Origin of the sequence: Paenibacillus marchantiae, from assembly GCF_028771845.1 — a bacterium.
Classification (GTDB): domain Bacteria; phylum Bacillota; class Bacilli; order Paenibacillales; family Paenibacillaceae; genus Paenibacillus; species Paenibacillus marchantiae.
Window position 1 is genome coordinate 2,719,058 of the sequence record NZ_CP118270.1, and the last position, 25,954, is coordinate 2,745,011.

Below are 25,954 nucleotides of genomic sequence, written 5' to 3' on the forward strand. Positions count from 1 at the left end.
ACAATGAAATCAAAATTGAAAGTAATGTTATCTTTAATCCTAACCCTTAGCTTATTATTGGGAAGTAGTGTTTCTGCAGGTAGTTTATCTAATTCTCAGGAGAATGAGGCATCCAGTAAGAATGATTTAATGTTACAATTTACTTATCAGCCTTTTCAGATTGAAAATCCAGATGGAGAAGTCCAAGCAGCTGGGCCAATAGTAGGAATAGCTGTATTCTTGGCTGGAGTCCTTGTCGGCTATGTTGTTGACGGTGTTGTTATATATGCAACAGGGCAATCAGGTGGCGAATGGGTAGCAACTGCACTTAATTATTTCAAAAGTAATCCTGGTTGCACTCAAATACAAATAACTAAAGCAGGACACTCTTACTGTGGAGTAAAAGGCGGCTTCTAAATTTATTGTCTGATGATGAGTGATTGGGGATGGTTGGTAATGAAGAAAAGTACAATGGTGCTAATCTTCTTAGTCGGAATAGTTTGTTACTTTATCATATCTGCATTGCTTAAATAGCAAAGAAATGTCCCAATCTAAATAAGATTGTGGGGCATTTTTTTGTATATAGGAAAGAAATATAGGTATACGCTGAAACATTTTTGATCCGATTTCAAATGTCAAGTCTTTTTAGTTGGGGGGTAAAATATAGTTAGTTGTAACGATTTACATATTGACTTTAGTGAACTTTCAGAAATAAAACTGTTGAAATGCTAAGTATCCGTGATATAATACTTATTAAGAATAAATATACAAACAAATATATAATGTGTCGTACATGGAGGTTTTATTATGAGTATGGTAATGGAGCGTAGAGGAGTTGATAGCAAGACAGTAAAGCGATTTGAAATTTGGGAAGCAGATTTAGGTTACAGAGAGCGTTCAATTCAAGGTGGTAAACGTCCTGTGCTTGTTATTTCAAATAATATCGGAAACAAATATGCGCCAATTGTAATTGTAGTTCCTCTAACAAGCAAACTTAAAAAGCCTACACAACCAACGCATGTTTTCTTTGACTCAAATGAGTGTGGAATGGCAGATGATAGTATTTTGTTGTGTGAACAAATAATGACGATTAATAAAGAAGAGAATTTATTAAGGAAGTTATTTGATATACCAACACATTATAACGATGAGATAACAAGAGCATTGAGTGTTAGTATTGGCGTAATGAGATAATTAAGTATAAATATATGTACTTAATCAAAATAGTGTGATATCATTAAATTGTGAAAGGAGGGCTTGTAGCAAGCATATAGACAAATCTCATGCAGTCTATGTGAAATAAGATTTTCATTGTATTTTAAGAGTGAATATATAAAATAAATAAAGAAGGTGTTTTTTAGTGGCAGAAGATAAAAAGATGGGTAGACCTTACAAGTTAGATCCATCAGTGATAGAAAGATGGAAACAAGAATATGGCGACAATACATATTTAGTTAGGGGGATTCTATGCACACAGGGTTTAATTGAAAATGGAATTATTATGGAAGAACATGAACTCGCTGCTTATTTACTCTACAAATCAGTAGAATCTCGCATCCATAGTTGTCGCTATGAGCAAGGGATTTATAAAGGGGTTCACTGTGAGTGGAGTGATCCGATTAGTGGAGTCAACTCCATTATTAAAATGAAGCCTGAGATGTGGAATCAGTGGATTGCACAGACAAAATGCTTTCTTGATAATGACCAATGTCAGTCATACCGTCCAACTATTGACCGCAGAGATACTAATCCAGAGATAGGATACAGGTTATCTAATATCACCATGCTTCCGTTCGGTCAGAACTCATATAAGGCACAAGCTAAGCCAGTATATGCTTTTGAGATGGGAAACAAGCAATCCAATGTTCTCGGGACTTTCAAGAGGTATGACACAATAACAGATGCAAAGAAAGACATGGGTTTACCAAAGCTAGAAAACGATACTGGAGTGTTTACAAATACACCTGATGGCAGAACGATTATTTTGCAGTCAAGCGATGCAACGGTTGGTCAGAAAAGTGTTGAAAGTGTGAGTAATGAGACTGAGCAGAAGTTGTATACGGGGTACATACCAATTGGACAGATAGAGATTGATGGGCAAGTGTACAATGTTCATCAACCATTTACTTTTGAGCAAATGCAAATTAAATTGAATGATCAAAGTATAGATACATAACGAAAGAACAAGTTGGGCTATCTAGATTCAATTATAAGCCTACTAACCATTTCATCTTAAACTACACTTAACACAAATGAAACGATGCTTAGAATCGATTCCAGAAGATATAGCAGGGTGACAGTAAGTGTTACCTAAGATAATAGTGAATAAGATAAGGAAGGATGATTAACAATTGATTGAAGCGCTCAAGTATGATGAAGGTGAGTTTTCCCTAATTGAACAAAAAGAATTTATAGCCTACATATGTCAAGAATTTAGCATTAACGAGCAATCCCTATACAGTGACTACTATAAAAAATTGAAGGATGTCCAAGAGAAATGTAACCTGTCTGACGTAACAGATACTATTAAAAGGAATGCTGAAGCGATTAAAGGGTTTATTCAGCAAAATAATGACTACAACAATGATGTATTTACAGCTTTAGCAGTTATAAAATTAGGGATAAAGCTTCATTTAAACGAGAATTTAAATAGACTGAACATAGTATTACATAAGTAAGGAGAAATCGATATGATTGCAACTTTCTATGCTCGTGTATCAACAGATAGTGATGAACAAAAGAACTCAATTGTGAGCCAAGTAGACTATTTTAATACATATCTTGATGAAAACAATTACCAGCATTCTAAAACAGGCGTGTTCTATAAAACAGATGGGACATTTACTTTAACAGATGGATATTACGTTGACGAGGGGTTCTCTGGTGCAAAATCAAACAAATACAGAAAAGCTTTTCAAGAAATGATGAATGATGCACGAGCAAGAAAGTTCAACATAATACTTACTAAAAGCATAAGTAGATTCGGGCGTAACGTTAAGGAATTATTGGCAGCAGTAGCTGAGTTAAGAAGCTATGACATTGCTGTGTACTTTGAGGATTTAAAAATTAACACAATGAACAGAGCCGATGACTTTAAATTGACTATCTTTGCAGCACAAGCAGAGGAAGAATCCAGAGCAAAAAGTGAAGCAGTGCAGTTTGGTAAACTTCAAGGCTATAAGAAGGGTGTATGGGGTGGTCGTGCTCCCTATGGTTATGATATTAGACAAGGGAAGTTAGCTGTTAATCCCAATGAAGCACCAATTGTTAAAAGAGTATTCTCCATGTATCTAAATGAGTGTATGGGTTTAAGGAGCATAGCACAGCAGCTGAATGCTGAAGAAATTCCTACTAAACGCGGGGCTAGCCTATGGGATCAAAGTTTGATTTCAAAGATGTTGAAGAATGTTATATATACAGGCGAGATCAGGTTACATAGAACACGTAAGATTGATTTGAATCAAAATCTAATTAAGAAAATACCACCGGAAAAACAAGTCGTAACCTATGATGAAGATTTAGCGTTAATTGACATTGATGAATTCAAGCTAGTTCAGATAGAAAAAGAAAAGAGAAAAGATGACTTTGGTACATTAACTGTTAAAGAAATAACGGTAGAAAACAATGGAGAGATTGAGAAGCAAAAGGTGCATGTTTTAGAACGTGGTTCATCTAGACATTCATCAAAACACATTATTTCCAACATACTGAAGTGTGGTAACTGTGGAGGTAGTTTACGAAGAAAAGTCCAGCGTAATAAAAACAGATCATTTATTCAATGGATATGTCGCAACAATGATCAGTATGGCAGAAAGGGTTGTCAGTATAGAAACCTCCAATACGAAGAAGACTTACTGGATTATATAAAAAGGGAAATCAAACAGTATCGAAATAATGAACAGGTTCACCAAGAGAATCTTAATTACTATATCAAATCACAGTTTGATTTAAAAAATGTGGAGCGAGATATACAATCACTCAAAAGTGAGATTGGAGAATTAACTCAGGAAAGAGAAGTGAACTTTAGGCTTCTTACCAAAAGCATCATTGACGACAGCGAGTATGAGCAACGTAACACCTCAATTCAGGCTCAATTGACTGACAAACAGAACAACTTATCACGGCTTGAGAATATTAGCATTGAGATTGAAAAACTTGAATTACGTCATAAAAAGTTTTTGGCTTTTCTTGCTCAGGTTGATGTTGATAACCTAACCAATGCAACTCTAAGACAGATCATAGACAGATTCGAAGTAACATCACCTCAAGGAGCAGAGCCTTTGCCAAGATTCACACAACATGAATTCAAGGAAGAACAGTTAAGAATTTATTGGCGTGTATTCGGGAAATCGAGAGAAAGTGTTATCGAAGATACCGTAAATAAGCTTATAGATGGATTCAAATTAGACAGCTAATTGTAGCTGTTTTTCTTTTGTCTTATCGTAACCACTTATATGTACATACTACAGGCCATGAACACTGGACATGATGGCTCGTTGTCCACGGGTCACGCCAATACGATCTCCGATATGATCAGCAGATTGGAGACCATGGTGCTCAGCGGAGCGGATCTTCCCATTGCGGTTGTCCGGCAGCAGATCAGCTCGGCCATTGATATCTTTGTACATTTATCCCGGCTGCGTGATCGTTCACGTCGGGTGACCGAGATTAGCGAAGTGATTGGCATGCAGGACGGAGAAGTACTGCTCAATCCACTGTTTCGTTTCCAGGAAATCGAAGAAAAAGAAGGCAAGATTATTGGCGGACTCGTGCAAGTTGGAACACTGAGACAAGTGGATAAAATTCAGATGGCTGGGCTAGCGGAATGGTTGAACGAGTACATAGAACGCAATAGTGATGAGTTGAATGGATCGGATAACAACGTGAAATAGTCGATTTTATTGGTAGGTGATGAAGTTGGGTGAGGCCAGACAAGCGTTAACGGACTACACCGTATATACGCTATCTCGAAGACAGCGGATTGTCTGCATGCTGATTAGTGGTTTGTTGTTCTTTGGTGTCGGTATTCTGTTCTATCATCAGTGGTTGGCCGGACTGATATTGGCTGCGGGGTGTATATGGGTACCAAAACACTGGACAAAAGTACTGCTGGAACGAAGAAGAATGACTCTCAGTTTACATTTTAAGCAGGCATTATATGCGTTGTCCTCTGCGCTGGCTGCGGGAAAATCAGTAGAGAACGGTTTTAAGGAATCAGTGGAGGATCTGCGCATGCTCAATCCTGAGGCGGATACAGATCTCATTCGTGAATTCACCATTCTGAGGACGCGGATGGAATATGGTCAGCCCATTGAAGAGGCGCTGCAAAACTTCTCGGATCGGGCCAAAATTGAGGATATCACAAACTTTGCCGATGTGTTCATCACATGTAAGCGAACGGGTGGAGATCTGGTCGAAGTGGTAAGGCGAACCTCGGCGGTAATTGGTGAGAAGCTGGATATTCAGCAGGACATCATGGTAGCGGTGGCACAGAAGAAGTTTGAATCTAAAGTGATGTTTGCCGCTCCATTTATTTTTCTGATTTTTCTAAACTTTACGGCCAAGGATTTTATGGAGCCGTTATACAGCGGGATTGGATATATGATCTCCAGCGGGGCATTGGCGTTACTTGCCTGCTGTTATTTGTGGATTACACGCATTATGGATATCAAAGTATAAGGAGCTGACACGATGCTGCTTCCCGTTATTTTCGGAGGGGTGCTTGGAGCAGGGTGGCTGGTGCTTGATCGAACGCGAGGGCAGAACTACCGACATTTGCGCAAACTGGATATGGAAGGAATACGTCTGAAGAAGCTGCATGGCCCCTTTTTGTTTTTACTGGACAAGTTCGAGGTGGGCCGCAGATTGCCTGTGCTCATGTTCCGTATGCAGCATGCCATTCAGAAAATGTATGGCATACAGCATAGTGGAGAGAAAACGATGCTCTACTGTGCTGAGATGCTGACTTATTCGTGGCTGATGTTGCTCGTAGGCTGCCTTTTGGCGCTCGTTGGGGACATGGGGCTTGGGGGTATGGTAGGTGGATTGGCACTCGGTGCTGCACTGCCCTTTGCGCTCTACAAAGATCTTAACACCAAAGTACAGCGAAGAGATCAGGACATACTCATGGAGCTGCCGGAGTTATTGAACCGAATTGTTCTGCTAGTTGGTGCGGGAGAAACGTTGCAGCGTGCCATTGTTCACTGTGTAGCCAGTCAGGGAGAACGGAATCATCCTCTCTATAATGAGCTGCGAAAGACGGTCGGGGATTGGAACAACGGATACTCGTTTCAACAATCCTTTGAACAGTTCAGCCGCCGCTGTGGTGTACAGGAAGTGACGATTTTTACAACAACAGTGCTGCTGAATTTCCGGCGAGGGGGAGGTGACTTTGTATTGGCGCTGCGTGATCTGTCCCATGTGCTGTGGGAGAAACGCAAGGCCGTTAGTCGGGCTAAGGGAGAACAGGCTTCTTCCAAATTGGTGTTTCCGATGGTACTGATCTTTTTTTCGATTGTGGTGATGATCGGGGCACCTGCTTTTATGATGATGAATATGTAGGAGGAATTGGGATGCTGGAATTAATGAAAAGCAAAGTAATTGGACTTTGGAAGGAAGAGGACGGGCTGGGTACGTTGGAGCTCATTCTGATTATCGGCGTAATTATCATTATTGCATTAATATTCAAAAATCAAATAACAGCATTAATTACGAGCCTGCTTAGTAAAGTGGACACGAAAAGCAATGAATTTTTCCCGGGTAAGTAAATTGAAAAAGGAAGAAGGGAGCTTCACCATTGAAGCCTCCCTGGTCTTCCCTATTGTGTTGTTTATTCTCGTGTTACTTTTATTTTTCTCCATGTACATGTATCAGAAAACATTTCTGAACCAGCATGCGTATGCAGCTTCTGAACGTGCCGCCTACAGCTGGGATAACAGCCACAAGCAGGCGATGACAGGAGAAGTTGTTGCTGGGGAACATGACAACTTGTACTGGAGACTGACCGATGATCGATTGCTCGGAGCACTGTTTGGTTGGGTGGGAGCGGACAATGAGGTTATTGTGTCAGTACCCGCAGGGGAAGGCGGAAGTCTATCGGAAAAGAAACTGTCCCAAGCGGCACAAGGTATGCCCTCTGGCATGAACGGGACAATTGAATATCAGAACTCGCTGATCCAGCGAAAAGTAACGACTAAGCTGGAGCAGGTGATTTCTTTACCGCTGCCTTCTTTTTTATTTGATTCAGGTAACAGTGTACTAACACAAGGTTCATCTGCAGTTGTAGAGCCGACGGAATTCATCCGAACGGTGGATCTGGTCCGTTATTATGCAGCCAAGTTTAAAGGCAAGGGCGGAGCCGCAGCCAGTACTGCCGCTGAAGCGGGACAGGTTGTACAGCATTTTGGCAAAACCAAAAAATGAGGAAAGGAGGAGGAAGCACTGTTCAGAAAAAAAGACGGTGAATCTGGAGCCGTAACCGTGTTCTTGATCTTGATTTTGGCTGGAATCTTTATGTTTGTTTCCATTTTCATTGATTATGCACGTATTGCTGCTTTCAAAGTACAGGCAGAACGAATGACGCATGCAGCGATGAGATCTGTGATGTCAGCCTACGATACTTCCTTGCGGGAGTATGGTCTATTTGGATACGGTGACAGCAGTGGTGACTCCATTATGGCCAAGGTGCTGAATGATAGTGTGAAGCCCTCGGCTGTGAAAGATGGGTTTCCCATTCTGGATATCCAATGGGATACCACTTCACTAAGCATGGAGCGTGAACTGGGCAGATACGATATTTTTAATCGCCAGATCCAGGAGGATATGAAATATCGTGCGCCGGTTGATTTTACCCTGGAAGTGGTCAACCGTTTTAAGCCGATGTCAGAAGAGATGAAAGAAGCTGCTCATACCGTGGATCTGCTCAAAAAATTGCAAAAACTGTATGACAAACGTGAGGAATTGCTGGACGAAGCAATAGCCAATCAGACGGAATCCGCCGATAAGCTGAAGGGTCTGCCTGCACTGATCATGAATCCGCCCTCCTCTGCCATTTACGATGAGATGTTAAGAGAGACGCCAGAGACAGCTGCCGAAGCAGCGGCGCGTTATGCGGATTATCTTAACAAAAAACAAATGGATGAGGGGCTGCCATTTAACCAGCAACAGTACATGCTAGAGCTAGCTCGTTATCGGACAGGTGTAGGGAATGTGGCGACAGGCATAAGCACGATCATACAACCAGCATTGCAGGCTCACCAGACAAAATTGGAGGAAGCCCAAGCTAAGATTGAAGAAGCTCGCAAGATCAATGAGGAAATGAAGCGGGTAATCGCTGAAGGGGAGAACCGTTCACAGAATGCCAGTTATGAAAACGTAGGCAACTCACCGCTGCCTGGGACGAGCCCTCCGTCTACCGGATCGGGAAGTGAAGCCAAGAGTACACGCTCCCTTGCTTCGGAACTTGTAAGAGCTGACACGCTGTTTGATCAGTTAAATGCACATGTACGCTCACAAAATTCGGATTTCACCAATGTCAGAAATGACAGTATGGAGCTTAATACGCAGCTTCGCACTGTTACGGTAATGAGTGGTGTTTCCATTAAACCAGGGGTTAGACAGGCTAGTCAGGTCACGGAACGATACATGGACACTTATGTAAGAAGTGGTCCCTCCAATGTTATTCTCCAAAGCAAACAGCTGTTGGAGAGCGGTCGCGGATCTGATGCCCAGCGCAAAGCGAATGATAAGGAATCCAAAGGGAAGTTGAAGGAAGTTAAACGCATATTGTCACAAATCGAAAAGGGGAGCTCCGGCTCCATGGAAGCCTTCAAACAATTGGAGGAGTACTACAACGCCAACATCGCTTTTAACCAAGCGAGCCGTGAAGAAGCCAAGAAGGCAGAGATTGCTGGAGATCCGTATGACTCCGGTGGTGACGCAATGAACGGAATGGACAGTTTGTTCGGAGGAATGTCTAATTTGCTGGATAGTTTTGGCGATGAGTTGTTCCAGAATGAGTATGCACTGGCGTATTTCAACTCCATGGATTTTGGGCAATTGTTGGGCTGGACTGAAGGCAGTGGAGATGCTGGTGAAGTGTTCAAACTGCAAAATCAGGAATTGGAGTACATCGTATATGGTTTTCATAATCCTTCGGGGAACATTGCCGCTGCGTATGCGGAGATCTTTGGCATGCGTCTGGCGATTCGAACTGCAGAAGGACTAATTGAGAATAGCAAGCTTGGGAATCCACTACTTGTATTATCTGCTGCAATTTTATACGGAATTACAAACGCTATAGCAGATATGGTGAAACTGGCTAAAGAAGGTAGTGTGGAATTGTCCAAATATATCAAAGTCAAGCTTACATACAGGGACCATCTGCGTTTGTTCCTATTAATGCATAGCAACAATGAACGCAAAATGTCCAGAATGTTGGCTTTGATCCGATTGAATACCGGCGTGAATCCGGATGAGAAGCAGACATACGCTTCAGGAAACATGCGCAGCAGTATTAAATTGTGGTTTTTACCAGGAGTCACAAGAAGTATAGGTGCTCTCATGGGTAGTGCAGACCAGGTAGAGGATGGGCGATTTTTCATTGATCGAAAGGCCGATTATTCCTATTGAGTAATCTGGGTCGTTTCGGTGGAGGGATTATGGATAAGCAGCATCTGCAGGAAAAAATATTGGCACGATTACAGAGTCGACTTACACGAGTGCGTAGACTGGAAAGATTAAAGTCTCTGACTGAGCAGACACATTCAGTTTCCAAAGTGCGTTTTCCAAAAAAGACGGGTTCATCAGAAAAGGAAATGGGCAGCATCGTTTTGGAAGCCTCACTGGTTTTGCCTGTATTCCTGTTCTTTGTCATGTTCCTCATTTACATCGTACAGATGACGTTGGTATCAACAGCATTGCAGAGCACGGCAGGAGAGGCAGTAAAGCAGTTATCCACGAAAATATATCCGGTCTCCCTTGTATTCAGCCCCTCTGATTCCGCAGATGGTGAAGGTTCGGAGGGTGGGTGGAAAATACCGGAGTTGTCACTGACGGAATGGGCCGAAGAGTACGCCTCTTCACTGCCAGAGCCGCTAAGTGATTGGGTACGTGCAGCTGCTGCCAGGGGTGAACAACCGTTACAGGAGGTAAAGACATCCGTTCTTGAGACAGTACTTGATCCTACCGTTAAACCGCTGCTTGAGCCTTTTATTAATACTTCTGTACTAAATGTAGAGCGTGTGCATGTTAACGGTGTTTCCATACCTGATCTCAAAAATAAAACGAATCCTTACTTCAGGCTTGAATTGAGCTATGAATTGCCTGTTAAAGTTCCCTTTCTAGGGAAGTCTTTACGCATTCAAGCGGCTGCGGCAGAACGGGTATGGATTGGAGATACCGGAGAAGGCTCCAACAGTAGTGGGGGAGACACGGATTCAGCTGGAGCAGCAACCGTACTATCCAAGCCGGAGCCAGCATACATAGGCAACAACGCGACAATTAAGGTTCAAGTGGAGCCCGGAGCTACAGCGAACTTAACGATATTTTACAAGTCCGGTGAAAGTTCAGCCAAGCATATCGGGTGGGCGACTGCTGACGAAAATGGTGTGATTGAGTGGAACTGGTTTGTTGGTACACGTACAACGGAAGGCACATGGACATTTGTTGTAGAGACTGCGGATGGTGCCAAGACGGTGACCGAGTTTAATGTGGCTTCCAGAAAATAAGGAAGGAGATGGTGGAGGTGGAGTGGTTTTACCTGGCCTGTAGTCTGTATGTGATTGCAGCTTTTGTTACAGACGTTCGTTCGATGAAAATACCAAATCGTTTAACCTTACCAGTGACTGTCGCGGGAGTTGTGGCCCATATCATCTGGGGAGGATGGGAGGGGGCTCTATTCTCAGCAGCCGGATTCGCGATCGGGTTCGGTGTCTTATTTCTAATGTATCTGATCGGCGCAGTGGGTGCGGGAGATGTAAAATTGTTTGGAGGAATTGGAGCTTGGACAGGACTGGCCTTTGGCGTTCACGTTATTATTTACTCCGTTTTGTACGCAGGGGCAATTGGATTAGTCATTCTCTTATTTCGCAGGGATTCAGCGAAGCGGATTCGTGGCATGGCAGGAAATCTTGCCGGTTTCTTCATGCTCGGTTCGCTCAAGCTGGTCAATCAGGAAAAGACATTGAAGTTTCCTTTTATGCTGGCCGTATTGCCAGGATTCATTAGCGCCTATATCTACATGATTTAACTAAGCAATGGAAAGAGAGGATTGGCATGTATGGATTAACGAGAGATTTCATTCGAAACGGCGGATCGTTTATGGTTTTGGAGAAAGCGGAAGGGCTGCGAATGGACGAACTGAGCCGTGTGCAGACGGGCATGTTGTCTTCCAATCAAATTCCCCGACTTCTTCCCGTTCATATTCGAGAGGTAGACCGAAATGTAACGTTACAATACGATATTTCAGGATATAAGATGTTACCTCAAATGTTGAAGTCAGGAAAAATCAATCTGCGTGTGTTATATGGTCTATTGTTTCAGCTGGCAGATACGTTTACAGAGTGTAGACAATATATGTTGGATTCGCGTAAATTACAGATTCAGGAAGAGTACATATTTATCAATGGTTCACTTGAACTGGGAGAGCTTGGCTTAGTATATATTCCAATTGTCGATGCAGTTGAGGTCGATCCGACGCCTCAGCAATTTCGCGAACTGGTTATTAGGTTAATGGCCCATGTTCAGGAACTTCAGGGCGAAGGGATTCAGCGTGTCCTCCAGCTATGTGAGATTGAACAATGGGATATTAGACAACTGCGTGAACTTTTGCTTGAATTATATGCTGATGAGCAGAGTGGTTCAGGCCAGGCAACGTTTATGTCTTCACGTGGGTCATCCGGCTCAACTGACAGTAAATTAGGAATGCCACTTTCTGCAGTTCCGGAGCAGGGAAATGATCTGTTTTTCAATAGAAGTGGGCAAGATCAGTATCGTCAGTTGGATCGAAATGGCGAAGCTGGGCAGCAGTTAAAATCAAATCATCAACCGAGGATATCTACTGCGGAGGAGGACAAACCACTTAACAAACCCTTTTCAGGATTTTCGGGCAGACGTTCACCGATAGAGTCCTCATTGCAAGCGAAAGGTGTTACGAATCCGTCACAGCGCCAAACGTTTGATTCAATACAGGACGATGATATGGAAAAGGACGAGAAGGACAAGAAGCAGGATTCTTCCAAAACGACCTATATCATTCTGGGCTGTATGATTGCCATCGCGCTGGTATGGAGATTCATCTATATGGAACAACCAGGGCAGACACAAAAGATTCTATCTGCAGCATTAAGTGCTGGCTTGCTTGGGATCGCGGGTTGGGCATGGGTGACCAAAGGGAAATTCGGAAATTCGAAATCCAATTTGCTACGCAAAAAGATGCCGAATGAAGAATATGCAGATGGCGAATTACAAGAGGGCTCTACCAATAAGAAATCTGCTTTTTTTGGATTGGGAAGAGGCAAAGGTAAGCAGAAAGAAAGCCAAGAAGAGATGTTTCAGGAGAGCTGGCGTTGGAATGCAACTGAAATGTCACCAGAAGGTAACACCTATGGACAAGGTTACACGAGTCAACAGAGCTCTGGTGATATACAAAATGCTCAATCAGAACGGGGGCAATCTATTGAATCCAGGTCATCTGTAGCAGGAAATTCTCGCTTTCAAAATCTACATATACCATCTGAAGCTTCTGATGAACCTTTTGTTCAGCATACTGTCGAAACCGTGGCTGCAACATCGGAGCTCATTCGTCATCATGCGGCGGCTGATGCTACAGTAAATTTGCAGAGTGTTGCTGGCGGAAGCATTACGGGAGCAGGTCTAGTAGTACCTTCCTTTTATCTTGAACGCAGATCAGCAACAGGGGACAAAAATGAACGGATGGATGTCCGAGGAGCATCGTTTGTTATTGGCCGATCGGCGGACATGGTCCAGTGGGTAGATTCAGCAACGGGTGTGTCCCGTGCTCATGTGGAATTGAGCCGGAACAAATCGGGCTATGTCATTAAGGATTTGGGTTCTGTGAATGGAACCATTCTCAAGGGCGATGTTCTTGCTCCGTACAAAGAATATCCACTGGAAGATGGGGATACCTTTACGTTAGCTGAGTCTGTTTACACGTATCGATCAGTCGGATAGACCCCGGTGTTTTAGATCTTCCAGTGCATCGGTTAATGTAGGAAAGGTGAACTGGAATCCGTGATCCAACGCTTTTTGCGGGATAACCCGCTGTCCTTGAAGCAGCACGACAGAGAGTTCTCCGACCAGTGTTTTGATCAGAATTCCGGGTACGGGGAACCAGTGCGGACGATGATACACTTTGCCTACCGTGCGTCCGAATTCATCGTTGGTTACCGGGTTGGGCGAAGAGGCGTTCACCGGACCGGAGATTTCTTTATTTTGGATCGTGAAATCAATCAAACGCACAATATCCATAATATGAATCCAACTGGTCCACTGTTTGCCACTTCCCACCCTGCCCCCAACACCAAGCATATAAGGCAGTTTCATTAATGGAAAAGCACCTTTTTTATGACCAAGCACGAGGCTAACGCGGATTTTCACTAGTCTCACATGTTTGATGGCATCAGCAGCAACTTCCCATTGTTGAGAAACGCGGGATGGGAAATTCACCGATTTTTGAGGACTGTTCTCATCAAATGTTTCTGTAGGAGAGGTGCCATAGATTGCCATGGCAGATGCCTGTACGACCACCTCCGGTTTGTGTTCCAGTGAATCTATCAATTTGGCTACGCGTGCTACAGTAGTCACTCTGGATTCAACAATCTCCAGTTTCGCTTTTGTTGTCCAACGTTGATTCAACGTTTCTCCAGCCAGATTCACCAAGGCATCCATTCCTTCCAGCAAATGAGGCTGTTCCTCTACCTGTTCCCATGAGATATAAGTAAGGTTTTGGCTGGGATTATGTAAATTCGGCAATTTACGTGTAATAACTTTCACATGATGGCCTGCCTGAAGCCAGTAATCAACGAGCGCTCCTCCGACAAAACCGGTACCTCCGCAAATCGCAATCTTCATCATGGCGACCTCCTTGTTATTTTGACTTTGCTGACATGTAATATTGGATCGACAAACAGCCCCGGGCGGTAAGTATTACCTTGCTGGGAATAACTTACCTGACGGAGCATGTTTGAATATGTAAGCCTAGTACATGTTAATGTTCGGTTCGGCTGAATTCATTGATCTATTTATTCATCAAATGTTTATAAGGCGAATAGTCAATTTGGTTTTTCTCCAGAAATTTCACCAGAAACTTATTATCCCGCTTCGGTGTGGCTATAATGTATCCTTTAATGCAATGATCTCTGGATACTTCAGTTGCATTATTTTCGTACGCAATTTTGCCGATTTCTGCTGCGATGGAATGTTTGGCGATATCTCGAAATGGGCCAGGAACAGGTTCTACAAGTTGGTCCAGAAAAGCCTTTGCTTCATCTGTCCATAAATGACGGCTGGTTTCAACCCAGTGGTTCTGCCAATCGAGTTTCGACTTCCCGTCTGCCTTCGGAAGCACTTTCAAAAACTTGCGCATCATAAAAAATCCGCCAACACACATACTTCCAAGCAAAAGAACGGTCCAGAATGCGATCGTGTTCATAAACCAATTGCTGGGGGAACTACTAGTCAACGTCCAAGCGTAGGAGCCGAAAATCATTGCGGAGTCACCTCGGTTTATTGATTTTCACGGAAAGACGGATTCCGCCCACCCATGTTCCAAATTACAGCTGTAAAAAATAGCCTATATCCCGAATTATAGCGCATTTCTAGATTTATTTCGATAATCGCGTTAGAATAAGGGATAATTCAGAAAAAGGGGGATTAATGATGCTTAAAATCGGCTCCCATGTGTCCTTTTCGGACAAGGGATTATTGAGTGCAACGAAGGAAGCGTCCTCGTACGGTTCCAGTTCGTTTATGATATATACAGGTGCACCGCAAAATACCCGCCGCAAGCCTATTGAGTCCATGTTTATTGAGGAAGGCAAGCTTGCGATGCAAGAGGGCGGAATGGAAGATATCGTTGTCCATGCGCCATACATTATTAACCTCGGATCCTACAAAGAAAACACGTATGAGCTAGCCGTAAGTTTCCTTCAGGAAGAGATTCGTCGCACACATGCGATTGGTGTCAAAAATATCGTGCTGCATCCTGGCGCATTTACGGATAAGGATGCTCACTACGGCATCGGACGTATTGCTGAAGGCTTGAATGAAGTGCTGGACGGAGTGAAGGAGACGGATGTGAATATCGCTCTGGAAACGATGGCTGGTAAAGGAACTGAAATGGGCCGCAGTTTTGAAGAAATTGCTCAGATCATGGAGAAGGTCACACACAATGAACGCCTTACTGTGTGTATGGATACATGTCACATTCACGATGCGGGTTATGATATCGTGAACGACTTGGACGGTGTTCTTGAACAATTTGATCGTACGGTAGGGCTTGACCGCATTGCCGTAATGCATATTAATGATAGTAAGAACCCTGTGGGTGCGCACAAGGACCGTCATACACCGATTGGATCCGGCTGGATTGGTTTTGAGGCGATTAACCGTATCGTGCATCACGAGGCTCTTCAAGGGCGTCCGTTTATTTTGGAAACGCCTTGGATTGGTAAAGAAGCCAAAACTCAGCGTCCTATGTATGAAGTAGAGATTGCATTGCTTCGCGGGGATGTTGCTGGTCGATTTGGTCCCGAGTTCCTGACAGAAGTGGAACAATTGCATCATTTCTTCAAAGGAAAAGAGATTGAGTCCCGTTCACATGTTCTGGATATCTGGACATTGCTCAAGAATGATGCCAAAGCGAAGAAAGCCGATCCACGTGAGCCGTTGGAACGTCTGTATGACCTCGTGGCTGAAGCCGCATTGTTCCCGCATTTGAATGAAGAACAACTGAATCATCGTTTGATCGCCTGGCTTGCAGGCAAAGAAATTTTTGTCACGGCCTAGTTGAAGGAGGAAAAATAACCCGATGGAGATTCACGCTAAACAAGTACGTCCTGATGTTAAAAACCGCGCCGATCGGGCGCGGATGCTCATTTCCTGTCCGGATGGACCGGGAATTGTTGCCGCAGTATCCCATTTCTTGCACCAGCATGGTGCAAACATTGTACAGTCGGACCAATACACAATGGACCCGGCTGGCGGCATGTTTTTTATGCGGATCGAGTTCGATCTTCCACAATTATCGGTGAACCTGCCTAAGCTGGAAGCTGATTTCGAAGAAGTAGCAAACCGTTTCAAAATGGATTGGAGTCTTTCTGCGGTTAGCCGCAAGAAGAAACTTGCTATCTTTGTATCCAAGGAGGATCACTGTCTGGTTGAGCTGTTGTGGCAATGGCAGGCTGGCGATCTGGATGCAGACATCGCGCTTGTTGTGAGCAATCATCTGGATATGAAGGACTATGTAGAATCATTTGGCATCCCTTATCATCATATTCCGGTTACAGCGGATACGAAGAAGGAAGCGGAACAACGTCAGTTGGACGTCATTGGTAATGATATCGACGTGATTATTCTTGCGCGCTACATGCAGATCATTTCCCCGATGTTCATTGAGCATTACCGCAATCGTATTATTAACATTCATCACTCGTTTCTGCCTGCCTTTGTCGGCGGTAAACCGTATGCCCAAGCTTACAACCGAGGTGTCAAAATTATCGGTGCGACAGCTCACTATGTTACGGAAGAGCTGGATGGCGGACCGATCATTGAGCAGGACGTTCAGCGTGTAAGCCACGGGGATGATGTAACCGAGTTGAAACGCATTGGACGTACCATTGAGCGTGTAGTTCTTGCTCGTGCCGTTAAATGGCATGTTGAAGACCGTGTACTGGTTCATGAAAATAAAACCGTTGTGTTTTAAGCTAATGCTTTAATACTGCGCAAGGTTGATTCGTAAAGATACAGTTCAGTTCTATTCCGAAAAAAAGAAAAGGCGGTCCCCTATTCATGTCTGAAAGGGGGATCGCCTTTTTGGTTGTGCTTCTGGCTGTGCTTCCATACATGACCGCACCAACCAACGACCACGCCAAATAACAGATGCCCTGTCAGCCAGTAAAGTATCGCTTTTATATCATATAGATCAGGCACACGACTCGACAGCTGGGAGAGTGGAATATACAGCAGGGAAGAGAGAGAGCCGATCAGGACGCCTTTGGATATCGGATGACCTGAACGCTGAATCCACCATATGTAGAAGATGCCAATGATTATGGAAACGATAAGATGCAGCACAAATTCGATATATTCAGGTAATGTGGGCAGAAGCCATGGAACAAAATCAATGTTCAGCAGCAAGGTATAGACTTTTTCACCAGTGTAAGTCTGAATAGCCTTTAAAAAGAACCCGAGCACCAGTCCGGATGTAAGACCTGTTAAAACCCCGGCTTTCCAGGGTAATATGTGTTTTAGCGATTTTGGTGACTTAGCCAAATGTTCCGGCATATGCGAATCCTCCTTTCCATATGAAGTACAGCCTGATGTGCACAAAAGTCCGATTTTTCCAATCATGATCAAGGACCATTATATGCAAAATCAACTTCGATATCTAAAAAGAGTATGGTTTTCCGCTTAAAGGTTATACTTCATCCGATGGATTTGCGATGCTGGCTGAGCTAGAAGATATGCTGAAATGCTCAGTATGACACTCTTTTTGCGCAACTGGAAACAAATCCCTCGTCATAATCAGCCGAATTTTCCCGATCTTCTAAAAGAAGGTTATGGAAAACCTTCACGCCAAGTGATACAATACAAAAGTGAATAAGTCAAAATGAAACACTCAAGCGGATTCACTTATTGTGAAATTCGGTTTGCTTGTATGATGAGAGGGATTCGCTTGCGCAACCCGACTTATCTAAAGACATGAGGAGGACAAACCATGACTGACAAGAACGAAGCGATTCAAAAGGAAGAGAACAACACCATCGACAACCTGTCGATCACTACCGTACGTACACTGGCGATTGATGCAATCGAGAAGGCAAATTCCGGACACCCGGGAATGCCTATGGGCTCCGCTCCAATGGGGTACCAACTTTTTGCAAAAACGATGACACATAACCCGGACCACCCAACTTGGGTTAACCGGGACCGTTTTGTTCTGTCCGCAGGACATGGCTCCATGTTGCTGTACAGCTTACTTCACCTGAGCGGGTATGACCTGCCTATGGAACAATTGAAACAGTTCCGTCAATGGGGAAGCAAAACTCCGGGTCACCCGGAATTCGGACATACTGCAGGCGTTGACGCAACAACTGGACCACTGGGCCAAGGTATTGCAATGGCTGTAGGTATGGCTATGGCTGAAGCTCAACTGAGCGCAACATATAATAAAGACAAATTCAACGTAATCGACCACCACACTTACGCAATCTGTGGTGACGGTGACTTGATGGAAGGCGTATCCCATGAATCAGCTTCCCTGGCTGGACGTTTGCACCTGGGCAAATTGATCATGTTGTTCGACTCCAATGACATCACTTTGGATGGTAAATTGAACCTGTCTTCTTCTGAAAGCATCGCGAAGCGTTTTGAAGCTTATGGCTGGCAAGTGCTGCGCGTTGAAGATGGTAACGATCTGCCTGCAATCCAAAAAGCAATTGAGGAAGGTCAAGCAGATACGCTTCGTCCTACACTGATTGAAGTTAAAACTGTAATTGGTTACGGTAGCCCGAACAAACAAGGTAAAGGCGGCCACGGCGGTACTCACGGATCTCCACTGGGTGCAGACGAAGCTAAATTGACTAAAGAGTTTTACAAATGGGTTTACCAGGAAGATTTCCACGTTCCAACTGAAGTTCGCGAACACTTTGCACAAGTGAAAGATCGTGGTATCTCTGCTAACAAAGCATGGGACGAGAAATTTGCTGAGTACAAAAAAGCATTCCCTGAGCTGGCAGCTCAATTCGAAACGGCAATCAATGGCGACCTTCCAGAAGGTTGGGATCGCGATCTGCCTAAATATGCAGCAACAGACAAAGCTGTATCCACTCGTGTAGCATCCGGTAATGCACTGAACGGTTTGGCTCATAACGTGCCACAACTGACAGGTGGTTCTGCTGACCTTGAAAGCTCCACAATGACTCACTTGAACAACCTGGAGAACTTCTCACCTGAAGATTATTCCGGTCGCAACATCTACTTCGGTATCCGTGAATTCGGTATGGCTGGAGCAATGAACGGTATGGCACTGCACAGTGGTGTGAAAGTATTCGGAGGTACATTCTTCGTATTTACAGACTACCTGCGTCCAGCTGTTCGTCTGGCTGCCCTGATGGGTCTGCCTGTAACGTACGTCCTGACTCACGACAGTATCGCTGTTGGTGAAGACGGTCCTACTCACGAACCAATCGAGCAATTGGCATCCCTGCGTATCATTCCTAACCTGACAGTTATTCGTCCGGCTGACGGTAATGAAACTTCTGCAGCATGGGCTTACGCGCTTGAGAACAAGAGCAATCCGGTTGCACTCGTACTCACTCGTCAAAACCTGCCGATTCTGGAAGGTACCGTTGAAGGTTCACGTGAGAATGTGAAACGTGGTGCGTATGTTGTCTCTGATGCAAAAGACGGCAAAGCTGTTGCTCAAATCATCGCGACAGGTTCCGAAGTGCAACTGGCTGTCAAAGCTCAAGCAGCACTTGCTGAACAAGGCATCCAAGTTCGTGTAATCAGCATGCCGAGCTGGGATCTGTTCGAGAAACAGGACAAAGCATACAAAGAATCCGTCCTGCTTCCAGATGTTAAAGCGCGTCTGGCGATTGAAATGGCTCACCCAATGGGTTGGGAAAAATATGTCGGCGACCAAGGCGACATTCTCGGAATCAACACATTTGGTGCATCCGCGCCTGGCGACCGTGTTATCCAAGAGTATGGCTTCACTGTGGAAAACGTGGTTAGTCGCGTAAAAGCATTGCTGTAATAGCTTGAAAAATGCTGCAAGAGGGACAGTTAATTTCTGTCCTGCCGAGCAGTAAGTGATTTCCGGCAGAGAATGGGCGGGCAACCGCCCTGATCTGTTTTGCCTTTTGTTTTGATTAACTTCAGGGGGAGCGGGTACGCATGTCACAGTTTGATCAAGTCAGTGTAGTGAAAGAGGCCAACATTTATTATGAGGGCCAGGTAACTAGTAGAACGGTTATTTTGGGGGATGGCAGCAAGGTGACTCTGGGCATTATGCTTCCAGGCAGTTATGAGTTCGGTACAGATTCCCGTGAGATTATGGAAATTCTGTCCGGCGATCTGAGAGTATTACTTCCCGGAGAAGAAGATTGGCAAGAGATTCAAGGTCAAGCTACGTTCCACGTGCCTGCCGAATCCAAATTTAAACTGGAGATACGCAGCGTTACCGACTACTGCTGTTCGTACCCGGCGGAATAATACAAGAAGGGTAACCAGAACCGCGACTCGCGGATTCGGTTAACCCTTTTTGCTTCTTAAACTCTAACGACAAAGTTCGGGCTGCAAGCTTGTCAGCCCTGTGGATTTGAAGTATCCTTAGGCTAAGTTGTTTAGAATGGAAAACGGAAAAAAATACACTACCGATATCAGGAGGTTTTATAGATCATGGCAAAAAAAGTGGAGTTTGACTACAGCACTGCCCTGCAATTCGTCAATCAACATGAAGTGGACTATTTCGCTGAACCGATTCGTTTGGCTCACGAGCAGCTCCACAACGGAACGGGAACCGGATCGGATTATCTGGGCTGGATCGACCTGCCTACCGCTTATGACAAAGAAGAGTTCTCCCGTATTCAAAAAGCGGCTGCTAAAATCCAAAGCGATTCTGAAGTGCTGATCGTCATCGGTATTGGTGGATCATACCTTGGTGCACGTGCAGCGATTGAGATGCTTACGCACTCTTTCTACAACAACCTGCCTAAAGACAAACGCAAAACGCCTGAAATCTACTTTGCAGGAAACAACATCAGCTCCACGTATGTAACTCATTTGCTGGATCTGGTTGAAGGCAAAGACTTCTCCGTTAACGTTATCTCCAAATCCGGTACAACAACGGAGCCAGCAATTGCTTTCCGTATCTTCCGTGCAGCACTGGAGAAAAAATACGGTAAAGAAGAAGCTCGCAAACGTATCTATGCTACGACAGATAAAGAGCGTGGCGCACTGAAAAAACTGGCGAATGAAGAAGGCTATGAATCCTTCATTATCCCGGATGATGTAGGTGGACGTTACTCCGTTCTGACGGCTGTAGGTTTGTTGCCAATCGCAGCAGCTGGCATCAGCATCGAAGAAATGATGCAAGGTGCGGCTGACGCTTCTAAAGAATACAGCAACCCGAACGTAGCTGAGAACGAAGCATATCAATATGCAGCTGTTCGTAACGCACTGTATCGCAAAGGTAAAGGAACAGAAATCCTCGTGAACTACGAGCCATCCTTGCACTTTGTATCCGAATGGTGGAAACAGCTTTACGGAGAGAGTGAAGGTAAAGACTATAAAGGGATTTATCCTGCATCCGTTGATTTCTCGACTGACTTGCACTCCATGGGTCAATTCATTCAAGAGGGTAGCCGGAACATCTTCGAAACTGTGATTCAGGTTGCTGAAGTATCGGAGCATATTTCGATCGAAGCGGATCCAGATGATCTGGATGGTCTGAATTTCCTTGAAGGTAAAACGATGGACTTTGTTAACAAAAAAGCGTTCCAAGGAACACTGCTTGCACACACAGATGGTCAAGTACCAAACTTGATTGTGAACATTCCAGATATGTCTCCATATTCTTTCGGATATCTGGTATACTTCTTTGAAAAAGCATGCGGCATTAGTGGTTACCTACTGGGAGTCAATCCATTTGACCAACCAGGCGTGGAAGCTTACAAGAAAAATATGTTCGCTTTGCTGGGCAAACCAGGCTTTGAAGAAGAGAAAGCAGCGCTTGAAGCGAGACTTTCTGAATAATTCATCGGTCTGCTCATATAGTTAAATAAGGTAATGTAATTACATTCGGGGAGTCATTGTGAAGCAATGATTTCCCGGATGTTAAACCAAGGCAGTTCGTCCGCGTGCGCGCGGGGAACTGCTTTCTTGTAAAATGGATCAAATTGGTGGAAAGTTGGATAGGGATGATTGAACGTTATCGCACGGTTCGAGGACCGGGCAATCTGGAAATTGTAATCAAAAAGTCGCGATTTATCGGTCACATTATGCCGGTCACGACAGAAGAAGAAGCCAACGCTTTTATTGATGAAATCAAGAAAAAACATTGGAATGCTACTCATAACTGCTCCGCATACATGATTGGTGAGCGGGATGAGATCCAGAAGCAATCCGATGATGGTGAACCAAGCGGAACCGCTGGAAAACCGATTCTTGAAGTCATCAAAAATCAGCAATTGAAAAATGTGGCTATCGTTGTTACACGTTACTTTGGGGGAATTATGCTTGGAGCAGGTGGGTTAATTCGTGCTTATACGGATGGAGCAGTTGCAGCCATAGAAGCCGGGGAAGCGATTACCAAAGTACTCCATCGTGAAGTGTTTGTTGAACTGGATTATACATGGCTGGGCAAAGTGGAAAATGAATTAAGGAGCCGGGAAGTCCGTACAGGTGAAACTGGGTTCACCGATAAGGTTACGTTGACTTGTCTTCCGCCGGATAGTGAAACCGAGGCATTTGTGGCCTGGATCACAGATTTGACGCAAGGGCAATCCCGGATCACGGAGGGACAGCGGCTTTATTTTATTGAAGGGGAATAAAATATATGGCTAGAAGAGCAGTCGAACAGGAGTTGTCGAGGGAGCGGATACTGGAGGCGGCGAGGCATCTTTTTATTACCAAAGGATACCGTGCCATTTCGATGCGAAGCATCGGCCAGCATCTAGGCTATAGTCATGGGTCGCTGTATTATCATTTTAAGGAAAAGGCAGAGCTGTTTTATGCCATCGTGGTTGAAGATTTCAATCATCTGGGGCATTTGCTGCTGCAAGCCATGGTCAGGCCAGTCATGGGCGGCGTGAGCAAGGTGGAACATATCATGATGGAGTTTATTCGTTTTGGTTTGGAGAATCCGTATCAGTACGAGATTATGTTCATGATTCGGGATGAGGAATTGCTATCGTATTGTCGTACGGAGCAAGGAAGATGCTTTGAATTGTTCGCCTCCATTATTCGGCAATACATGAATGAAGAGGGCTGTACGGAAGAGGATATTCAATGTGTACCACGTACGCTGTTTTTGTCCATGCACGGATTCATATCGTATTATATTCAGGACCGTTTAACCTTTGCAGAGATTGAATCGGCTGCGTTATCTCATGTCAAAGTACTCTGCCGTAATCTCCAACACCAGCCTGGCGTCCAATAAGGCGCTTTTGTCGCACTCCACACTTCAGGGCGGTGAATTGTCATAACATTAATTCTTTATAACGTTGTCTCGCGAAAGTTTTTGCGCGAAGAAGATCATTACAGGCGGGTTACATCCCTAGAATAGGGTGGGCCGCCTGTTTGTTTTTTTATTTCAATCAATGGCAAATCATTAGAAATGGGGGTGAAATGGAGCTAACCTTCTATGATTTTAAGAAAATATTCCCGTTGACGAGGACCATCAAATTCGCAAAAATAGATGCCCTGCCATCTGCCAAGCAGTAATCTGCCCTCATGTATAATCACCGTTTGTGATGGTCCGGTTGTGATCGATTTCAAGTGAGAAGCCGTATTTCCTTCAGCATGCCGATATTCGGGATGTTCCCAGGGGTATACTTCGTTTAGACGAAGCAGCACGTCATGTTTGACATCCGGGTCTGCATTTTCATTAATTGCAATGCCTGCTGTCGTATGTGGACAATAAATCAATACAGTCCCATTCTGCACACCGCTGTCACGGACAACCTGCTCCACCTCCCGCGTAATATCCTTCATCTCATCCCGTCGGGATGTCGATAAATTCTTCGTATATAACATATTACTCCACTCCTTTGCTCCAAATTGTTCCTCTAGATTGTACCTTAACCATTCCATACCAAACAAACCACTTAGATAAAGGGGGATCAAAGAAATCTGGGGATAACAGCGATAGGATGGTTGTTCTGGCCGTGTAGTAGGCAGTGTGATTTTTATAAAATCCATCTCGTAGGTACCCCGATTTTATTCAATAAAAGCATTGACGATTAGCACTGCAAACTGGTAAAGTATCAGATAAGCAAAAACCAAGTAGACTAATGGGAATAATATTAAAGTAATAAAATCCAACTTAGGAAAATGGTTGTACCAAAGCAGGAAGACTGCCGACCGGACATAGAACCGGAGGCTGGGAGGGAATGCAGCAATGAATACCGTTCTTCGTCACAAGGGATGGACTTGGGGATTCCGCAGTACCGTATTGCTATATTTTATCGTACTCATTGTACTTCCAATCATCGGTGTGTACGTCAATTCCTTCTCTGAAGGATGGAGCAACTTTATCCAAAGTATTATGGACCCAATTGCATGGAAAGCCGTGCTGTTAACGATCCGGCTGGCTGTTATAGCTACGGTGATTAACGTCATTTTGGGAACCATGATTGCCTGGGTGCTGACACGTTATCGCTTTTTTGGGAGGTCGTTCCTTAACAGTCTGGTAGATCTTCCTTTTGCTCTTCCAACAGCCGTTGGTGGCCTGATGATTATGCTACTCCTGGGTCCGATCAGTGCCATTGGCAAACTGGCGGAATCCATGGGGTTTGAAATTGTGTTTCACCAGCCTGCGATTGTGATCGCAATGACCTTTGTTACGTTTCCATTTGTCATCCGTGCGGTGCAGCCTTTGCTCGAAGAGATCGATCCTTCGGAGGAAGAGGCATCCTACACGATGGGAGCATCGAAGGCGCGCACATTCAGGCAGGTCATTCTTCCGTCCATGGCTCCGGGCATGATTAGTGGGGGAATGCTCGCATTCTCCAGAGCACTGGCCGAATTCGGGGCTGTTGTGCTGGTGGCAGGCAATATTCCGGGAAGAACATTGACGGCTTCCGTATTTATTTACGGCGAGATCGAAAGTGACAATCCAACCGGTGCCGCGGCCGTGTCCGTACTGCTCTTAACACTCTCCTTCCTGATCCTCTGGCTCATTAATCTGGTGCAGATGCGGGGGAGAAGACGATGAGGCGACTATTAATCGGACTGACGTTTGCGGTGTTCATTGTACTGCTGATCATCCCGCTTGGACGTATTTTTATTGGTGCATTTGAAGACGGGGCAGGAGGATTCCTGGATGGGCTGTTGCGCCCTGAGGCGCTGCATGCCTTGATGATGACTGGACTTGTTGTACTTGTCGTCACGCTGTTAAATACATTGTTTGGCGTTATGATGGCCATCTATCTGGTTCGCGCCGGATGGCTGAGTGACCGGGTGAAAGGGCTGCTGAACAGCATTGTGGATCTGCCCTATGCCGTATCGCCAGTCATTGGTGGATTGATGATTGTACTACTGCTGGGTCCCAACAGCATTATGGGCGCTTTTTTTGAAGGAATCGGATTTAATGTGGTCTATGCCTTCCCGGGTATGGTCATTGCAACGTTGTTTGTCACTTTTCCACTGATGGTTCGAGAGGTGATGCCTGTCTTGCAGGAGCTTGGATCTCAGCAGGAAGAGGCTGCGTCAACGCTTGGTGCATACGGCTGGAGAACGTTCTGGAGTGTTACCTGGCCTTCCATCCGCTGGGCGGTTGTGTACGGTCTTGTGTTGACGGTTGCCCGCTCGCTTGGGGAATTCGGTGCAGTGCTGGTTGTTTCGGGTAACATTATGAACAAAACGCAGACGGCAACAACGCTTGTATATCAGGATGTAGAGAATTTTAACGTAGCTGCCGCAAATGGTGTGGCATTGGTACTGGTTACTTTTTCTGTCGGGCTGCTGCTTATGATGGAATGGGCCAAGAAGCGAAAGGAAGTGCATTGAG

Annotated in this window: 26 protein-coding genes and 1 pseudogene; 23 read left to right on the top strand and 4 right to left on the bottom strand. The window is 44.6% G+C overall.

Annotated features, from left to right (window positions below):
- Nucleotides 1-3 precede the first annotated feature (3 nt).
- From PTQ21_RS12370 to PTQ21_RS12435, 14 genes and pseudogenes are all read left to right on the top strand, one after another.
- Complete coding sequence (locus PTQ21_RS12370; protein WP_274570048.1) at nt 4-396, top strand: hypothetical protein; 393 nt, start codon at nt 4-6, stop codon at nt 394-396.
- 390 nt (nt 397-786) lie between these two features.
- Nucleotides 787-1,173, top strand: coding sequence for a type II toxin-antitoxin system PemK/MazF family toxin (locus tag PTQ21_RS12375; protein ID WP_274570049.1), 387 nt, complete (start codon nt 787-789; stop codon nt 1,171-1,173).
- A gap of 166 nt (nt 1,174-1,339) precedes the next feature.
- Nucleotides 1,340-2,155 carry a hypothetical protein gene (locus tag PTQ21_RS12380; RefSeq protein ID WP_274570050.1) on the top strand — a complete coding sequence of 272 codons (816 nt, stop codon included), beginning with the start codon at nt 1,340-1,342 and terminating at the stop codon, nt 2,153-2,155.
- Between the two features lie 175 nt (nt 2,156-2,330).
- Nucleotides 2,331-2,657 (top strand): hypothetical protein, encoded by a 327-nt coding sequence (locus tag PTQ21_RS12385; protein ID WP_274570051.1) that lies wholly within the window; start codon nt 2,331-2,333, stop codon nt 2,655-2,657.
- A gap of 12 nt (nt 2,658-2,669) precedes the next feature.
- Nucleotides 2,670-4,394: a recombinase family protein gene (locus tag PTQ21_RS12390; protein ID WP_274570052.1), complete on the top strand. Its 1,725-nt coding sequence runs from the start codon at nt 2,670-2,672 to the stop codon at nt 4,392-4,394.
- 45 nt (nt 4,395-4,439) lie between these two features.
- Nucleotides 4,440-4,871, top strand: a pseudogene (locus PTQ21_RS12395) (ATPase, T2SS/T4P/T4SS family); the annotation flags it as partial.
- Nucleotides 4,872-4,890: 19 nt separating this feature from the next.
- Nucleotides 4,891-5,658 carry a type II secretion system F family protein gene (locus PTQ21_RS12400; RefSeq protein ID WP_274570053.1) on the top strand — a complete coding sequence of 256 codons (768 nt, stop codon included), beginning with the start codon at nt 4,891-4,893 and terminating at the stop codon, nt 5,656-5,658.
- Between the two features lie 12 nt (nt 5,659-5,670).
- On the top strand, nt 5,671-6,540 hold the full coding sequence (locus PTQ21_RS12405; protein WP_274570054.1) for a type II secretion system F family protein: 870 nt from the start codon (nt 5,671-5,673) through the stop codon (nt 6,538-6,540).
- Nucleotides 6,541-6,551: 11 nt separating this feature from the next.
- Entirely contained in the window at nt 6,552-6,746 is a 195-nt protein-coding gene (locus tag PTQ21_RS12410) for a Flp1 family type IVb pilin (RefSeq protein ID WP_063564414.1), read from the top strand.
- Nucleotides 6,724-7,401: a TadE/TadG family type IV pilus assembly protein gene (locus PTQ21_RS12415; RefSeq protein ID WP_063564413.1), complete on the top strand. Its 678-nt coding sequence runs from the start codon at nt 6,724-6,726 to the stop codon at nt 7,399-7,401. The genes PTQ21_RS12410 and PTQ21_RS12415 overlap by 23 nt, the downstream gene beginning before the upstream one ends.
- 57 nt (nt 7,402-7,458) lie before the next feature.
- Complete coding sequence (locus PTQ21_RS12420; RefSeq protein ID WP_274570055.1) at nt 7,459-9,609, top strand: hypothetical protein; 2,151 nt, start codon at nt 7,459-7,461, stop codon at nt 9,607-9,609.
- Nucleotides 9,610-9,638: 29 nt separating this feature from the next.
- Nucleotides 9,639-10,706, top strand: a complete 1,068-nt coding sequence (locus tag PTQ21_RS12425) for a pilus assembly protein (protein WP_274570056.1) — start codon at nt 9,639-9,641, stop codon at nt 10,704-10,706.
- 8 nt (nt 10,707-10,714) lie between these two features.
- The gene (locus PTQ21_RS12430) at nt 10,715-11,227 is read left to right on the top strand and encodes an A24 family peptidase (RefSeq protein ID WP_090808186.1); all 513 of its coding nucleotides are present in this window, start codon (nt 10,715-10,717) and stop codon (nt 11,225-11,227) included.
- A gap of 26 nt (nt 11,228-11,253) precedes the next feature.
- Nucleotides 11,254-13,170, top strand: coding sequence for a DUF6382 domain-containing protein (locus PTQ21_RS12435; RefSeq protein ID WP_274570057.1), 1,917 nt, complete (start codon nt 11,254-11,256; stop codon nt 13,168-13,170).
- On the opposite strand, the gene PTQ21_RS12440 is transcribed toward PTQ21_RS12435, so the two are convergent.
- Together PTQ21_RS12440 and PTQ21_RS12445 are read right to left on the bottom strand one after the other, a co-directional pair.
- On the bottom strand, nt 13,159-14,070 hold the full coding sequence (locus tag PTQ21_RS12440; protein WP_269053677.1) for a TIGR01777 family oxidoreductase: 912 nt from the start codon (nt 14,068-14,070) through the stop codon (nt 13,159-13,161). The two genes, PTQ21_RS12435 and PTQ21_RS12440, sit on opposite strands and share 12 nt — an antisense overlap.
- Before the next feature lie 166 nt (nt 14,071-14,236).
- On the bottom strand, nt 14,237-14,707 hold the full coding sequence (locus tag PTQ21_RS12445) for a DUF2621 domain-containing protein (RefSeq protein WP_274570058.1): 471 nt from the start codon (nt 14,705-14,707) through the stop codon (nt 14,237-14,239).
- A gap of 170 nt (nt 14,708-14,877) precedes the next feature.
- Between PTQ21_RS12445 and PTQ21_RS12450 the strand changes: the two genes are divergently transcribed.
- Nucleotides 14,878-16,005 carry a deoxyribonuclease IV gene (locus PTQ21_RS12450; protein ID WP_274570489.1) on the top strand — a complete coding sequence of 376 codons (1,128 nt, stop codon included), beginning with the start codon at nt 14,878-14,880 and terminating at the stop codon, nt 16,003-16,005.
- A 22-nt stretch (nt 16,006-16,027) separates the two neighbouring features.
- Nucleotides 16,028-16,921 carry a formyltetrahydrofolate deformylase gene (gene purU / locus PTQ21_RS12455; RefSeq protein ID WP_072734276.1) on the top strand — a complete coding sequence of 298 codons (894 nt, stop codon included), beginning with the start codon at nt 16,028-16,030 and terminating at the stop codon, nt 16,919-16,921.
- 80 nt (nt 16,922-17,001) lie between these two features.
- Here the strand turns inward: purU and PTQ21_RS12460 are convergent, their stop codons facing one another.
- Complete coding sequence (locus tag PTQ21_RS12460) at nt 17,002-17,502, bottom strand: hypothetical protein (protein WP_274570060.1); 501 nt, start codon at nt 17,500-17,502, stop codon at nt 17,002-17,004.
- Between the two features lie 433 nt (nt 17,503-17,935).
- Here PTQ21_RS12460 and tkt point away from each other — a divergent pair, with 433 nt between their 5' ends.
- From tkt to PTQ21_RS12485, 5 genes are all read left to right on the top strand, one after another.
- Nucleotides 17,936-19,978: a transketolase gene (tkt, locus tag PTQ21_RS12465; RefSeq protein ID WP_064639968.1), complete on the top strand. Its 2,043-nt coding sequence runs from the start codon at nt 17,936-17,938 to the stop codon at nt 19,976-19,978.
- 140 nt (nt 19,979-20,118) lie between these two features.
- On the top strand, nt 20,119-20,436 hold the full coding sequence (gene ppnP, locus PTQ21_RS12470) for a pyrimidine/purine nucleoside phosphorylase (RefSeq protein ID WP_053781719.1): 318 nt from the start codon (nt 20,119-20,121) through the stop codon (nt 20,434-20,436).
- A 186-nt stretch (nt 20,437-20,622) separates the two neighbouring features.
- Complete coding sequence (locus tag PTQ21_RS12475) at nt 20,623-21,978, top strand: glucose-6-phosphate isomerase (protein WP_274570061.1); 1,356 nt, start codon at nt 20,623-20,625, stop codon at nt 21,976-21,978.
- Nucleotides 21,979-22,142: 164 nt separating this feature from the next.
- Nucleotides 22,143-22,775, top strand: a complete 633-nt coding sequence (locus tag PTQ21_RS12480; RefSeq protein ID WP_072734274.1) for a YigZ family protein — start codon at nt 22,143-22,145, stop codon at nt 22,773-22,775.
- Between the two features lie 5 nt (nt 22,776-22,780).
- Nucleotides 22,781-23,383, top strand: a complete 603-nt coding sequence (locus PTQ21_RS12485; RefSeq protein ID WP_063564400.1) for a TetR/AcrR family transcriptional regulator — start codon at nt 22,781-22,783, stop codon at nt 23,381-23,383.
- 194 nt (nt 23,384-23,577) lie between these two features.
- On the opposite strand, the gene PTQ21_RS12490 is transcribed toward PTQ21_RS12485, so the two are convergent.
- Nucleotides 23,578-23,979, bottom strand: coding sequence for a secondary thiamine-phosphate synthase enzyme YjbQ (locus PTQ21_RS12490; RefSeq protein WP_274570490.1), 402 nt, complete (start codon nt 23,977-23,979; stop codon nt 23,578-23,580).
- Between the two features lie 364 nt (nt 23,980-24,343).
- Here PTQ21_RS12490 and cysT point away from each other — a divergent pair, with 364 nt between their 5' ends.
- A complete protein-coding gene (gene cysT, locus PTQ21_RS12495; RefSeq protein ID WP_063564398.1) occupies nt 24,344-25,159 on the top strand; it encodes a sulfate ABC transporter permease subunit CysT in 816 nt (271 codons plus the stop codon).
- Nucleotides 25,156-25,953, top strand: coding sequence for a sulfate ABC transporter permease subunit (locus PTQ21_RS12500; protein WP_064639962.1), 798 nt, complete (start codon nt 25,156-25,158; stop codon nt 25,951-25,953). The genes cysT and PTQ21_RS12500 overlap by 4 nt, the downstream gene beginning before the upstream one ends.
- Nucleotide 25,954 lies beyond the last annotated feature (1 nt).